This window comes from Shewanella aestuarii (genome assembly GCF_014647215.1).
GTDB classification, from domain to species: Bacteria; Pseudomonadota; Gammaproteobacteria; order Enterobacterales; family Shewanellaceae; genus Shewanella; species Shewanella aestuarii.
Genome location: NZ_BMOT01000004.1, coordinates 207,741 through 222,119 on the forward strand (window position 1 = coordinate 207,741; position 14,379 = coordinate 222,119).

A 14,379-nucleotide genomic window follows, 5' to 3' on the forward strand; every position below is an offset into this window, starting at 1 on the left:
TCGAATTTAGCTAAGGTAATATTACCCTAGCGGCGATGCTAAAAATACGGAAAAAATAAAATACATAAGGATTAAACATGCGTATTACATTGATAGCAGCCCTAGTGTTGTCATCGGGTTTCGCTTATGCCGATGAAGGGCAGTGGCAACCCTATCAGATGCCTTCGATTGCCGATAAACTGACTGAGCGTGGTATTGAAATTCCCGCTAAACAACTGGCTGATTTAGGCCAATATCCAATGAATGCCGTGGTTAGCCTAGGCTATTGTACCGCCAGTTTCGTGTCTCCCCAAGGTCTAGTTGTCACAAATCATCATTGCGCCTATCGTGGCATCCAATATAACAGTAAAAAAGAACATAATTATCTAGCTGATGGTTTTCTTGCTAAAAAAATGGCCGATGAGCCTTCAGCTGGCCCAAATGAGCGTTTATACATTACTGAAAATGTCAAAAATGTTACTCAGCAGGTTACGGCCAATTTAAGTGATGAGCCGCTTATCCGTTATGAGCAGATACAAACTAACAGTAAAGCGTTAATTAAAGAGTGTGAAGCCGATGATAACTACCGATGCTCAGTGAACAGTTACCATAATGGTCTAGAGTATTATCTGATTAAGCAGCTGATCATTCGTGATGTACGCTTAGTTTATGCGCCACCTGAAAGTGTCGGTGGCTATGGTGGCGATATTGATAACTATGAATATCCGCGTCATTCAGGTGATTTTACTTTTTTACGAGCATACGTAGGCAAAGATGGTAAGCCTGCTGTGTATTCTGAAGATAACGTGCCTTTTACCCCCAAAAGCTATTTAAAAGTGAATGCCGATGGCGTTAAAGCCGGCGATGGCGTATTTGCTGCGGGTTACCCAGGTTCAACTAGCCGTTATAACCTAACCAGTGAACTTAAGTTTGCCAGTGATTGGCTGTACCCAACATATGCTGAACGCTATCAATTACAAATTGACACCATTACCCAAATGGGTGAAACCGATAGAGATATTGCCATTAAATATGCTGGCACTATCGCTTCAATGTCGAACCGTATGAAAAAGCTTAATGGTCTGCTAGATGGCTTTAAAGCAACGGATATTGTTGGCATTAAGCAAAGCCGTGAAGATAATTTCCTGGCCTGGTTGAAGCAAGATAAATCAGCTAATCCTAAGTTAATTGCTGAGCTTGAAACCTTATTGGCAGAGCAACAAAAGCAAACTCAAACCAATTATTATTTTGAGAATGCGCAATCAAGTACTTTACTTTCAGCTGCAAAAAAACTTTATCGCTTAGCACAAGAAAAGCAAAAGCCTGATGCCGAACGTGAATCTGGTTATCAAGAACGAGACATGAAAATGTTCCGCGCGGAACTTAAACGTATCGACACTAGCTTTGCTGTTGAGGTTGATAAAACCTTATGGCTACAAGACTTAAATGCCTATATTGGTCAACCGCTAAAGGTAAAAGTATTTGATAATGCATTAGAGCATGCTAATAACCATAAAGCCTTTGTTGCGAAAGTTGATGGCATGTATGCATTAACAGAGTTAACCGATCAGGCAACGCGTTTAGCCTGGATGGATGCATCTGTTGAAGCCTTTGAAACCAGTAGCGATCCGTTTATTCGCTTAGCGGTTGATGTTCACGCAACCAACATGGATCTGGAAAAAGCTGCCAAGCTATTAGATGGTAAGCTGTCAATCGCCCGTCCAAAGTACATGGAAGCGGTTATTGCTTATTACAAATCAAACAACTGGCCTGTATACCCTGATGCAAACCGTACCTTACGTATCACCTACGGTATGGTTGATGGTTACCAGTCTAAAGATGCGTTATACAAGCAGCCTTTTACGCGTCTTGAGGGCATTGCAGCAAAACATACAGGTGAAGAGCCTTATAATGCGCCAGCTAAATTGTTAGCGGCTATCGCAACCCAGGATTACGGTAAACACACCATACAATCAGTGTATAACGATCCGCGCTCTTGGATGTGTAAGCTAGTGTCCTGTATTGAACCTAAAAATGATTTTAACTCTGTACCGGTTAACTTCTTATCTAGCGTTGATACCACTGGCGGAAATTCTGGCTCACCTGTGTTTAACGGTAGAGGTGAGTTGGTTGGATTAAACTTTGATTCAACCTACGAAGCTATTACAAAAGATTGGTTCTTTAACCCAACGATTACGCGTGCTGTGCATGTTGATATTCGTTACATCTTGTGGATGATGGATAAAGTTGACCATGCCGACAATTTGATAAAAGAATTAGAGTTAGTGCGTAACCCTTAATCCGAGATGTTGATAAATAAAAATGGCGCTCATATGAGCGCCATTTTTATTTGATCTAAAACTACAGGGATAGATTTAAACTCTAGCGAGTCAATCTATTAACCTGAGTTGAAGTTATTGATTACCAGCAATTCACCTAAAGTTTAAACTGCGAAGTGGCATTTTTTAACTGGATAGCAAAGTCATCTAAGCCCTGAGAAATATTATGTACTTCCGCCAAGATACTTAATGAATATTCAAAAGATTCATTCATCTCTACCACATTACCACCAACTTGTTCCGCTACAACAGACTGTTGATCTGTCGCGGAAGCAATATGGGTATTCATGCTATTAATGCTGACAATCTTAGCTTGAATCGACTTCAATGCATCGCCAGTATCTTTTGCATAACGTTCATTGTCTGATGATTTAGTGATCGCCGCACCCATAGTGGTAACTGATGATTCAGCCGCGCCTTTCAGTCTGTCTAATACGCCGCGTATCTCTTTGGTCGCATCGGCTGTTTTAGATGCAAGTGCACGCACTTCATCTGCCACAACCGCAAAGCCTCGACCTTGCTCACCTGCACGAGCCGCCTCAATCGCAGCATTCAACGCGAGTAAATTTGTTTGTTCGGCAATTGACGTAATCACATTCAAAATTGAACCAACACTTTCGGTATCTCGCGCCAGTTCATTAATAGAATTAGCCGCTAGCTCAATACCTTTATTTAAATCTTGAGAGATATTAATTGTGCGCTGCACAACCGCTAAGCCTGCGGTAGCTTCACGCTCTGCTTCTTGCGCCGCTTCAGCCGCTTGTTGCGCGCTAAGTGAAATATCATTAACAGAGTGACGCATCTCTTCCATTGACACATGTACTGTACGAGCATCTTGGCTTTGTTGTTGTGTTGCTTTGGTGGCTATCGACATTTTATCTTTTAATGATTTAGCACTTTCCAACAAAGGATTGGTCACGCTGACAACGCCTTGAATCGAGTCGGCTAGTAAACGTAAGAAACGATTGAAGTTACTCGATACCTGACCGAGTTCATCTGTACCATTAACGTTCAATTGATGACGTAAATTACCTTTACCATCGGCAAGTTCACCCAGTGAGTTAGCCACATTACTGGCTGAACCGCTGATAGAACGGGCAATCGAAATTGTGGCAATCCCCATTATGATCAGTAACGCAATCCCAATACCTAACGTAAGATATAAACTTTGCTCTGAACGATTACTTGCCTCTGCAAGCGTCGATGAAAACTCGTCAACTTTATCGGTTTTATATTGGTTAATACCATTGGTTAACTTATCAAAAATAGCTGATTTCATTTGGCTTATCTGCCCAACTTGGCTCATGTCGATAGTGCCATCTAACATGCCTCTGGCAAGATCAGAGGTCATCTCGTTGTACTCTTCTAAAGCAAGAGTCAGCACAGATAAGGCTTGAGATTGATTATTATCAATTGCGGTTAACTTATTCAGATTGGAATCTAAAGACTTAAAAACTTTACTGGCATTGGTCAGTAAATCTTCATCGGCAAACGATACGGATTGGGTATATAACTCATCCAGTCGCTGAACAAAAATCACGTTCTGATTGGCTAGTTCAACCCGTTCACTCACTTTACTCTGCATAAAGTTCATGGTGTCACGATTCTTATTTATTGCGACAATACTGATCGCCAAATTTGCAGTAAAAATTACCACAGACAACACGAAGATTAATCCCACTTTTTTGAAAATGGACATGTTATTAAACCAATTCATACTTCGCCCCCAAGCGATACTAACAAGTGGTGAACCTAATCAAGGTTCTAACCGTGTTAAAAACAGAACTTATTCTCGTTCCATGAGAGGCTGCAACTTTTATTTTGTAGTTGTTAAAACATAAAAACAGAGATATCAGTAATAATAGTCAACAGACACACAATTGGTGAAAAAAAACCATAAATAATCGTTCTTTAGCTTAACATTGCTACAATTACTCATTTTATCGGCTGTAACAGCATAAACTAAACTAAATATTTGAAACCTTTGATCATCTTAAATGAGTCTGTTTAATAGGCAAAATGGTTTCGACACGTGCGTTTGACCTGATACAGTTTTTCATCCGCTAAATGGCATAATTGATCTACCGACATGCCTGATTGAAAAACGGCAATCCCTTGGGAAACAGTGACCTTATTACTGACAATCGAATCTGGATGCAAAATCTCAAGTTGTTCAAGCTGTTGTTTAACATTTTCTGCAACCTTGATAGCGCCTGCCAAATCAGTTTCTGCAAGCAATAAAATAAATTCTTCCCCCCCATATCTCGCACAAAGATCACGCGGGCGATTAACAATCTTTTTGAGCATATTGGCAAAACTGATTAAACACTTATCCCCTTCTTGATGGCCCAAACTATCATTAAGTTTTTTGAAAAAATCGATATCTATTAAGATAATGGCTAATGGCTGCTTAGTCCGTTCACTGTTAGCAATTTCTTTGTTAATCACGTCATCAAAATGGCGTCGATTGGAAATTTGAGTCAAACCATCTTTTATGGACAAATTTTCAAGTTCTTGAATTAAATTATGTTTATCAACATCTTTTTGTATCGCCCTTTTAAACCATCTGCGCATCACACTATGTCCAGCAAAAATAATCATTACGAAGCATAACAAACGAATAATTGAAAACCATATGTCTGAGCTAACATACATTACATCAATGATCAGATGATAAACCGATAATATGGAAATTGTGGTAAAGAACATGACTCGACTGGGAAAAAGTGAAATACCGAACGCAAGAACTAGCATGTCAGTAATTGAAATGGCCGCAACCACAAAAGTTGTTGAATAAAGAAGTAATAAAGAGGTAAAAAGTAACCAACTAAAACCTAAAAATAGAAATGAAAAGTACAGTGGATTGACATATGAAGACAATAATTTATGCGTCATATTAGTGGTCAACAATAAGCTGATTATTAGAGGCGCCATAGACATGAACATATTAGTCAGCGGAATTTCACCATAAAGGTACCAAGGACGATTAATTAACAGTAATAGCAATAAACCGAGCGAAAGTAATTTCAACCCAATAAAACTTTTCTGTAAATAAAGGTGCGTTTCTATTTGCAGCTGCTGTTCGAAAGTCATTTGCTATTCAACCTGATTGTTTACACCATGTAATTATAATCACTGAAACTTAAATTGGTAAATTTACGCCATAAACACAAAAGCCAGCAACAAGTTACTGGCTTTTTAATCCACTAGATATCATTTAAATAATTATTTCATCATACATATTAACCAATGATTCCACTCTATTAATTATGCAGCTTGCTCGGCTGTCGCTTCTGAGTGACGAATCAGGTAATCAAAAGCACCTAACGAAGCCGTAGCACCACTCCCCATGGCGATAATAATTTGCTTATAAGGTGTGTTGGTAACATCACCTGCCGCAAACACCCCCGGAATAGACGTTTGGCCGCGCGCATCAACGATGATCTCTCCGCGAGGCGTTAAATCGACGACGCCTTTCAACCATTCGGTATTAGGGATCAGACCAATTTGCACAAATATGCCAGCCAGAACAACATCATGACTTTCACCGGTTTTACGATCTGTATAGGTTAAGCCATTCACTCGAGTACCGTCACCATTAACCTGTGTGGTTTGCGCTTGGGTAATAATCGTAATGTTACCCATTGATTTTGCTTTACGCTGCAATACTTCATCTGCACGTAATTTACTATCAAACTCAAGTACAGTCACGTGTTCTACAATATTGGCAAGATCAATTGCGGCTTCAATACCTGAGTTTCCGCCGCCGATAACAGCAACGCGTTTACCTTTGAATAATGGGCCATCACAGTGTGGACAATATGCCACCCCTTTACCGCGATATTCTTTTTCGCCTGGCACGTTCATTTCACGCCATCTAGCGCCTGTGGCCAATAGCACGGTTTTGCTTTGTAAGCTGGCGCCATTTTCAAGCTCAACATCAAATAAACCGTTTGCCGCTAATTTAATCGCCTTTTGGTTTTCCATCACGTCAACATCATAATCTTTAACGTGGTTTTCAAGATTTGCGACTAATTTAGGACCTTCAGTTTTTGCAACAGAAATAAAGTTCTCAATGCCGACGGTTTCAGCAACTTGGCCACCAAACTTGTCGGCCACAATACCGGTAGCTAAACCTTTACGCGCGGCGTAAATAGCGGCTGATGCGCCCGCGGGCCCACCGCCCACCACTAATACATCAAATGTAGATTTTTGATTTAATTGTTCGGCCTTACGGCCTGCTGCGTTTTTATCCAGTTTATTTAAAATCTCGGCAACACTGATTGCACCGACTGAAAATGCTTCGCCATTTAAGTACACCGATGGCACAGATAAAATGTTGCGCTGTTCAACTTCAGATTGGAATAATGCGCCATCAATCATCACGTTGGTGATATTCGGGTTGATTGCCGCCATCATATTTAAGGCTTGAATGACTTCAGGGCAAGTTTGGCAACTGAGTGAAACATAGGTTTCAAAATGAAACTCACCCGGTAAATTACGAATTTGTTCAATGACATCAGCCTCTAACTTAATAGGGTGCCCACCACTATGCAATAACGCCAATACTAAAGAGGTAAATTCATGACCCATTGGCAAACCAGCAAAGGTAATGCTGGTATTTTGCTGAGGATTTATCACAGTCATGCTTGGCGTGCGCTGACCTTGTACAGCAATACTACTTACCAGTGCTGAGCTGTCGACAATATCTTGCGCTAGGCTGGTCAACTCTGCAGATTTTTTTGAGTCATCTGCAGATACCACAAGTTCAACTGGGTGTTTAAGATTCTGCAGATAAGTTTTCAGTTGATTTTTTACGTTGGCATCTAACATAACAACTCCTAAGGATGAAACAAAATGAGGGAATTAACTAAATTTTTAACACCAAGGTTTGTAAGACCAAAATACTGGTGGAGATTGCCAGTTAATGCAGGGGGCATTAACTGGCGATATAACGCTTTCTAACAAGATGAGGTCTGAATTAAATCTTACCTACTAGGTCGATAGAAGGTGCTAATGTTTCTTCTCCTGGTTGCCATTTTGCTGGGCAAACTTCGCCATCATGGCTAGCAACATACTGTGCAGCTTGAATTTTACGCACTAATTCAGATGCGCTACGACCTATACCTAGGTCGTGAATTTCTGCCACTTTCACTTCACCTTCTGGGTTAATCACAAACGTACCACGAAGTGCTAAACCGTCCTCTTCGATCATCACACCGAAGTTACGTGTGATAGTCCCTGTTGGGTCACCGATCATTGGATAAGTGATTTTGTTAATAGTGTCTGAACTTGCATGCCAAGCTTTGTGAGTGAAGTGTGTGTCAGTTGATACTGAGTAAACTTCTACGCCCATTCCTTGAAGCTTTTCATAATGGTCAGCCATGTCGCCTAATTCTGTTGGACATACAAAGGTGAAGTCTGCTGGGTAGAAAAATACCACTGACCATTTACCTAATAGGTCTTGCTCAGTTACGTCAACAAATGCGCCGTTGTGAAATGCAGTTGCTTTGAATGGCTTGATAGTGCTGTTGATAATTGATTGTGACATGATTAACTCCATTGTAATTAACTAACTAAGTGATGTTTTAATGCGGCGTTAAATGAGTTTTTGTGTTCACTTAAACATTATGCCGTCATTCGATGGAGTTAGAATACGCTGGCGCGTTAATTATGTATAACGGATAAAAACTATTATCTTAATCGGTTTTTTGATTTAAATGGGACGGGTTATCGATTTATTCATGCAACTAAGTAATCGCCTGATTTGTAATAGATAGGTTCACCTCGCTATGACTTCCAAGGTTCAAAACGGGTTAACACCCTAGAAACATTAACCTCTATAGCCTGACTTAAGGCTTGTTGATTGGCTTTATTGCTCATAGCCGATAAGCCCTGGCTTTGATTGGTGGCAAATACCACCCAATTCCCTCCGCCGGTTAAACAAGCTTCGACATAAGTAAAATGTTGTTGAAGATGACTCAATAATGCCGAGTTATTACGATGCTCTTTCCAGCAATTCAGTACTAATATCCCTTCAGATTTAAGTGCTTGATGGCAATACTGGGTAAATTCGGCAGACAATAATTGAGGGTCAACCCCCTTTTCACTGTAGATATCAACAAATAGAATGTCGGTCTTCTTAAAGTCACCGGCCTTAATAAAGCGATTCGCATCCTGATGAACTAAGGTTAACTTTTTGCCTGTGGGCAATTGAAAGAATCGTTTAGCGGCGTGGATAACTTGCTCGCGAATTTCCACCGCAGTAATTTTAATTGCTGCATCATAATGGCGCAGCGCATGTACTAACGCGCCGCCGCCTAACCCTAAAATCATGACACTTTTAGGTTGTTTTGCCATTAACACTGTCAACATGGCTTGCACATAAGTGTGCTGAGGGACATGCGGCTCTGCTTTGTCCATTTTACTTTGCTCGTCATTATCACCAAACGACAAAACTCGAAAGTGGCCATCATCAAGTACAAACAGATCACCAAACTCATCTGCACTGCTATGTAACACCTTATAATCAGACATATTATTCCATATTGTTCATAGATTCTTAACCGACCTGTAGATTACTGCCCAGACGTTTCAAGCAAAATCGTTGTCATCGGATCAGGCAAGTTGCGAACGGCGGCTTACGAATCTAAGTTAAATTCACTTAGCCATAAATAACATCCTGTCGGCGTATTAAGACAAAGTCTGTTGATGTGATGACTGCGAGCCTCTTTAAAGCGAATCACTACGCCAGCTAGGCGCTAGTTGTTACTTTTGTCTACCAACGCCATTAAAAGCAACGCAAAATCAACAAGCTCTAAATTCAGCAAGCCAAGGTACTGCAAAGATTGTATTATACCGAACATATAGAAGTATTGAGACAGTATTACTTTAGGGAAGGTTATGTTGAATCAAATTATGATGGTGTTGTTATATTTAGGTGTGTTTATTATCGCCCAACGGCAACTAAAGAAGTGGATAAAAACCCAAGCCATCAAAAAGCAGGTTAACGAAGTACGTAGTCGATTAGTTACCCGACTGATTTCTTACTTCATGTTTTTTGTCACTCTATCGGTTATCGCGATTTCATTAGGCTTGGGTTATCAGGAAGTATCGCTGTTCGTGTCATCAGCTTTTGCTGTGCTAGGTGTGGCTTTATTTGCCCAATGGTCGATTTTAAGTAACATTACCGCTGGGGTATTGATCTTTTTTGTCTTCCCTTACCGGATTGGCGATCGCATAAAAATTGTCGATAAAGATGAAGATATGTCGGGCATCATTGTTGAAATATCGCTGTTTCATATCTTAATTAAACGCGACTCAGGCGATGTCATGACCTACCCAAATAGCTTAATGCTGCAAAAAGGGGTGATTAAACTTTCACATGACAATCTCGCGAAGAAAAAAACCACCACCAAACGTATTATTCCAAAACGTTTAAAGTAGATATCAATTATGCGTACTCAATAAAAAAGGCGCATGAAGCGCCTTTTCTATTATACATTTTACCAAGTGCGTTTATAACGGCGCGTTTTACATGCTAGCAAACACCAAATACTATTCGAAAACCTAGTTCAAAGTACGTTGAAAAAAGGCCACGGATTGAATGTACATTTGCAATGCTAACGCCGGATCGTAGCGTTCGCCTTCATCACGCATAAATGCATGCTGAGCATTAACCTCTAGCCAACTGAAATTGGCATTCACCTGTTCCAACTGATGATAAATCTGTTTGCGACCTTCTGCAGAAACATGTGGGTCTTGTTTGCCGAATACCATCACTAATTCACCTTTAATATCACCTGCACGAGTCAATGAATCATTTTGCGCTTTGCAAGGTAAAGTGTTGGAATGGATATCAGTAGCATAAAGACAAAACGCGCCTTTAATATCAGGATTTAATGCAGCGCGAAACGCAAGATGACCACCGATACACACGCCCATAGCGCCAACTTTATCGGTACAGTAAGATTGAGAGCGAGCAAAATCAATTAAGGCTTGAGTGTCGCTATCATGCTGCTCTAATGGCTTGGCAAACTTATCCTGATTACCTTTATCTTTGCCTGGTTCATCATAAGCCAGTACAGTACCAATGGGATTAAGTTCATGAAACACTTCTGGCACAAGCACAACAAAACCATGGCCTGCTAATATAGCGGCGGCTCGAGCAATTGGAGCAGTTAATTGAAAAATTTCAGAATAAAAAATGACACTGGCAAATTGCCCCGCTTGATCAGGACGAAAGACCGTGGTGCGCATAATACCTGTTGGCGTGGCAATATCATGTACTTGAGTTGAAATAATCATAGTGTCTCTTGCAAAAAAATGGAGCCCGTAGGCTCCAATTTATCAATAATCTGTATAAGTTAACACAGCTCATTACCCGATTTTTCACCTAACGCCAGTGCTTGAACATTATTCAAGGTCGTTAAGGCAATTGCGTTTAAGGCTTCTTCGGTTAAAAATGCCTGATGCCCAGTGAAAATCACATTGTGACAAGCCGACAAGCGACGAAACACATCATCTTGAATGATCTCACTCGATTTATCTTCAAAAAATAGCCCTTTCTCATTTTCGTAGACATCTAATCCTAGCGAACCTAATTGGCCTTCTTTGAGTGCTTCCATCGCATCGATAGCATTGAGCAAGCCACCACGACTGGTGTTAATGACCATCACACCCGATTTCATTTTATTAAAGCTTTGCTGGTTTAATAAGTGATGGTTATCTGCAGTTAAAGGGCAATGTAAACTGATGATGTCACAAACAGGATAAATTTCATCTAAGCTGACATATTCGACACCAAGTTCTAGCACCAATGGGTTTGGATAAGGATCATAAGCTAATACTTTACAGCCAAAGCCTTGAAGTATTTTAATGGTCGCTAAACCGATTTTACCTGTACCTATAATACCCACAGTTTTGCCAAACATATTAAAGCCAACTAAGCCAGCCAAAGCAAAGTTAGCGTCACGGGTGCGTTGGTAAGCTTTATGAATTTTACGATTAAGCGTTAACATCAATGCAACGCTATGTTCGGCAACAGATTCAGGTGAATAAGCAGGTACATTGACAACTTGTATGCCTAGCTTTTTCGCGGCCACTAAATCTACGTTATTAAAACCCGCACAACGCATTGCAATGACTTTAGTACCACCTTTAGCAAGCTCAACTAACACTTCTTCACATAATGAGTCATTAACAAAGGCACACACCACTTCAAAGCCTTCAGCAAGCTTGACGTTTTGCATGCACAAACGGTAATCAAAATATTCAATTTGAGCATTAAAGGCTTCATTGGTGCGGTCGAAATGACGAATGTCATACGGTTTTGCGCTAAAAAATCCAATTCTCATAGCATGTCCTACATTCAAAAGGCTTAACAGCTTAGGGAGCATTTTACCCGACGTTGTCAGTAAAATTAATTCTGCCTCTAGTGTATGCGAACCGGTCTTTTTTGTCGTTAAGAGTCGTCATTTTACAAACGTAAATGTGATCCAGTGTGGTTTATTTAACCTTTTATAACGGCGTAAAAAAGCGAGCCCTTTTCTGGGCTCGCTTGCAAGTTACGTTTTTAGCCAAGTGGCTAAAATTCCCTTTAATTAATTTTCTTTGGCATATTTCGCGGCTTGTTCTCCCGCAATTCTTCCGAAGGTAACAATATCTGAAATCGCGTTACCCCCTAAACGGTTAGCACCGTGAACACCGCCGGTAATTTCACCCGCAGCAAACATACCGGGAATATTTTTACCATTTTTACCTTTCACTTCCGCTTTAGTATCAATTGCCACACCGCCCATGGTGTGATGCACCGCGGGGGCGACTTCGATCGCGTAATACGGAGCAGTTGTTAACTCTCTTGGTAAGTCTGGACGTTCGAACTGCGCATCTTTAGCGTTTTTAACAAAACCATTATAAGACGCTAATGTTTTTGTTAATTCAGGCGCTGGCATGCTTAACTTATTAGCCAGTTCTTCTAAGGTTTTACCTTCATTGACAATGTTTAAATGAATGTAGCCTTCTATTTTACTTAAGCTCTTACGAACTGAGTCATCAAATAGCAAATAAGCACTCTCGCCTTTTTGTGCCAAAATGGCGGCAGAAGCTTTGTCACGAGTGGTGATTTCATTGACGAAACGCTTACCTTCACGGTTGACTAATATCGCGCCGTTACCACGTACCGCTTCCGTTACCATTACCCCGCCAACTGGAGAGTAAGTTGGATGCGCTTGAACATATTCAAGATCTTTGGTTGCAGCCCCTGCAAGTTCAGCCACATCTAAACCGTCGCCGGTAGCGCCTGGATGGTTAGTCGCTTTAAAGCCTTTTAAGCTTGGATCGTACTTGGCAACTCGCTCGTTATTCTTAGCAAAACCACCAGTGGCAATAACAACTGCATCGGTATTAATGAGGTAATACCCTGTATAGGTTCCTTTAACCAATACACCTGTAACTTTGCCAGTTGTATCTTCAATGATACGAACCACTCGGCTGTTTAATCGGATATCGGTGTCTTTACTGACTGCGGCGTCCCACAGCACTTGCGCTACATGCGCACCAACCCCCGCTCCGCCTGTAGGACGGTGACTTCTGTTAACACTTGCGCCGCCCATACGGCCAACGTCAGTTAAATCTGCCCCTAATGCGGTTAACCAATCTACAGAATCAGATGAGTTATTAGCGAGCACTTTGACTAATTCAGGATCATTAATGTTACGACCCCCTTTCATGGTGTCATCGATCATGATTTGCTTGTTATCTGCAATCTTTAATTTAGCCTGTGCTTTAGTTTCTGCGGCATTCATCCCGCCTGCAGCTAATTTAGTATTGCCTCCTGGTACCGGCTCTTTTTCTAATAGGATGACCTTAGCGCCATTATTACGCGCAGCAACCGCTGCTGCTAGACCTGCGCCACCCGACCCAATAACAACCACATCAGTGGTTTCTTTTGCGCCCTTGGCAATGGCTTTATCTTGAGCCTCTTTGTCTGCATTAACAGGCACAAACTCACGCTCCCATTTTCCGGAAAATGGCATGTTATAGTCAAAGCTATGGCAAGAATCACAATAAGTGACTGACTTCTCATGCCCTGAGTGACAGCTAGTACAACTGATATCACCAATGAGATGCGATTGGTGTGGCGACACTATCCCTTCTCTTTCGGTTTCAGCCACTTCCTTCAATGTGCCATGACAGCTAGTACACTGCGCGTTTTCGTAAGTTAAGTTATCGTCAGTTGGCCCTTTTTTATTGACATGACAAGTATCACAACTGCCCATTTCACCGTGAAAATCGGCTAAATTTTCGGGAGCGGCAAAAGCCGTGGTGCTAAGAGCGCCTGATATCAGCAGTGCCAGCAAAGATTTTGTTGAGTTTGTTAACATATGTTTTCCCCTACCTAACGGTATTAATCTTAGGAATAACATAACACCCCCTAAAGAGGTAGGCTGATAACAAAATCACACAATTATAACCCTACAAAATTAAAGGTTATAATTGTGTTCCAACGCACTGATTAGTCTTTATGCATATTGATACACCTCTAAAAATGATACTTGCTTAGTGTTTATTTTCACTGCTGTTGCTAACATAAGACCATGGTTTACATAAGCAGTTATGGCAAATGGGTAAAAATACAACTGGGCAGCCGCCGCTATCTGAAGCAAGATTTTGGTTTGAGCGTTTAACCAAGACAGGGCTGAGGGCATTACATATCATTGGCGTTGTCGGTGCCGGGGGAGGAATTTTATTACATGTCGATAAACATGCCTGGCTGACCTATTGGATCATTACCATGACAACGGGCACATTACTGATGGTATGGGAAATTATTCGAGATTGGCGTTGGCTTATTCAATTAAAAGGCGTACTCACTTTAGCCAAAGTGGGGTTATTATTTTTATTGGTGCCATTGTCGAATTGGCAAGTTGAGATAATCACCGCGCTCGTTTTACTGTCGGTTATGGTTTCCCATGGTCCTGCCGGATTGCGTCATTATTCAGTGGTGCATAGAAAGGTTATCCATGGTAAAAAAGAAATTAAAGGTTAGTCTTTTACACTC

11 protein-coding genes are annotated in these 14,379 nt (G+C 41.0%); 3 read left to right on the top strand and 8 right to left on the bottom strand.

What is annotated here, in order from left to right:
• The first annotated feature begins 77 nt into the window (after positions 1-77).
• Entirely contained in the window at positions 78-2,279 is a 2,202-nt protein-coding gene (locus IEY03_RS08315) for a S46 family peptidase (RefSeq protein ID WP_188840886.1), read from the top strand.
• 136 nt (positions 2,280-2,415) lie between these two features.
• Here IEY03_RS08315 and IEY03_RS08320 read toward each other — a convergent pair whose 3' ends face one another.
• From IEY03_RS08320 to IEY03_RS08340, 5 genes are all read right to left on the bottom strand, one after another.
• Positions 2,416-4,035 carry a methyl-accepting chemotaxis protein gene (locus IEY03_RS08320; protein WP_188840887.1) on the bottom strand — a complete coding sequence of 540 codons (1,620 nt, stop codon included), beginning with the start codon at positions 4,033-4,035 and terminating at the stop codon, positions 2,416-2,418.
• Positions 4,036-4,325: 290 nt separating this feature from the next.
• Complete coding sequence (locus IEY03_RS08325) at positions 4,326-5,411, bottom strand: GGDEF domain-containing protein (protein WP_188840888.1); 1,086 nt, start codon at positions 5,409-5,411, stop codon at positions 4,326-4,328.
• A 174-nt stretch (positions 5,412-5,585) separates the two neighbouring features.
• Complete coding sequence (ahpF, locus tag IEY03_RS08330) at positions 5,586-7,151, bottom strand: alkyl hydroperoxide reductase subunit F (protein ID WP_188840889.1); 1,566 nt, start codon at positions 7,149-7,151, stop codon at positions 5,586-5,588.
• 148 nt (positions 7,152-7,299) lie between these two features.
• Entirely contained in the window at positions 7,300-7,869 is a 570-nt protein-coding gene (gene ahpC, locus IEY03_RS08335) for an alkyl hydroperoxide reductase subunit C (RefSeq protein WP_188840890.1), read from the bottom strand.
• 239 nt (positions 7,870-8,108) lie between these two features.
• Positions 8,109-8,855 (bottom strand): spermidine synthase, encoded by a 747-nt coding sequence (locus IEY03_RS08340; RefSeq protein WP_188840891.1) that lies wholly within the window; start codon positions 8,853-8,855, stop codon positions 8,109-8,111.
• 366 nt (positions 8,856-9,221) lie between these two features.
• Here IEY03_RS08340 and IEY03_RS08345 point away from each other — a divergent pair, with 366 nt between their 5' ends.
• The gene (locus IEY03_RS08345; protein ID WP_188840892.1) at positions 9,222-9,764 is read left to right on the top strand and encodes a mechanosensitive ion channel domain-containing protein; all 543 of its coding nucleotides are present in this window, start codon (positions 9,222-9,224) and stop codon (positions 9,762-9,764) included.
• A gap of 123 nt (positions 9,765-9,887) precedes the next feature.
• Here the strand turns inward: IEY03_RS08345 and IEY03_RS08350 are convergent, their stop codons facing one another.
• The 3 genes from IEY03_RS08350 to IEY03_RS08360 all read right to left on the bottom strand — a co-directional run bounded on the left by IEY03_RS08350 (position 9,888) and on the right by IEY03_RS08360 (position 13,702).
• A complete protein-coding gene (locus IEY03_RS08350) occupies positions 9,888-10,625 on the bottom strand; it encodes a dienelactone hydrolase family protein (RefSeq protein ID WP_188840893.1) in 738 nt (245 codons plus the stop codon).
• A 59-nt stretch (positions 10,626-10,684) separates the two neighbouring features.
• Positions 10,685-11,674 (bottom strand): 2-hydroxyacid dehydrogenase, encoded by a 990-nt coding sequence (locus tag IEY03_RS08355; protein ID WP_188840894.1) that lies wholly within the window; start codon positions 11,672-11,674, stop codon positions 10,685-10,687.
• Between the two features lie 246 nt (positions 11,675-11,920).
• A complete protein-coding gene (locus IEY03_RS08360) occupies positions 11,921-13,702 on the bottom strand; it encodes a flavocytochrome c (protein ID WP_188840895.1) in 1,782 nt (593 codons plus the stop codon).
• Positions 13,703-13,941: 239 nt separating this feature from the next.
• Here IEY03_RS08360 and IEY03_RS08365 point away from each other — a divergent pair, with 239 nt between their 5' ends.
• Complete coding sequence (locus IEY03_RS08365) at positions 13,942-14,367, top strand: hypothetical protein (protein WP_188840896.1); 426 nt, start codon at positions 13,942-13,944, stop codon at positions 14,365-14,367.
• Positions 14,368-14,379: the final 12 nt, after the last annotated feature.